This is a genomic window from Kitasatospora sp. NPDC127116, from assembly GCF_042677365.1.
Lineage (GTDB): Bacteria > Actinomycetota > Actinomycetes > Streptomycetales > Streptomycetaceae > Kitasatospora > Kitasatospora lactacystinica.
The window spans coordinates 1-783 of sequence record NZ_JBHXTL010000252.1; the positions used below are offsets into that span (position 1 = coordinate 1).

General features: G+C 76.1%; 1 protein-coding gene. It reads left to right on the forward strand.

The window, feature by feature from the left end:
• On the forward strand, positions 1-667 hold a 667-nt coding region (locus ACFVHV_RS43120), incomplete at its 5' end, for a phosphopantetheine-binding protein (RefSeq protein WP_380359252.1).
• Between the last annotated feature and the right edge of the window lie 116 nt (positions 668-783).

Below are 783 nucleotides of genomic sequence, written 5' to 3' on the forward strand. Positions count from 1 at the left end.
CGCCGGCGTGGTCGGTACGGACCGGGTCTACCGCACCGGCGACCGGGTGGTCATGCGCCCGGACGGCGTGCTGGAGTTCCACGGCCGCCTCGACGACCAGGTCAAGGTCAGCGGTGTGCGGATCGAACCCGCCGAGGTCGAGGCCGCCTTCGAGCGCGACCCGAAGGTGCGCCGGGCGGTGGTCGCCGCCGAGCAGGCGCCGACCGGCGGCGTCCGGCTGCTCGCCTTCGTCCAGGCCGAGGACGGCGCCGACCCCGCGGCGCTGCTCGACGCCGTCCGCCCGTGGCTGCCCGAGCAGGCCGTGCCCTCCGCCGTCCGGCTGGTGGAGCGCTTCCCGCTGGACGCCAACGGCAAGGTGGACCGCCCGGCCCTGCTGGCCGACGCGCCGGCCCCGGACGAGGAGGCCCCGGCGGACGAGGCCGGCACCCCGGTCGAGCGCACCGTACTGAAGCTCTGCCGCGGGCTGATCGGCCGTGCCGACCTCGGGCCCGAGGACAACTTCCTCGCGTCGGGCGGCAATTCGCTCGCCGCGGCAAGACTGCTGGAGGCCCTGGAGAACGAGTACGGCGTACGGCTGCGCGCCCCCCTGGTGCTGCGCCAGCCCGACCTGCGGGCCGTCGCCCGGCTGGTCGAGGAGCGGGTGGCCGATCTGGCCGCGACCGCCTGACCCCGCCCGAACCTCCTCAGCGGGGCGCCCCCGCCCCCCCCCCCCGGGGGCCCGGCAAGGCACCACCCCACACCAACCCCACCACCCCGCCCGGGGCTAATAAAAAAAAATCCGAG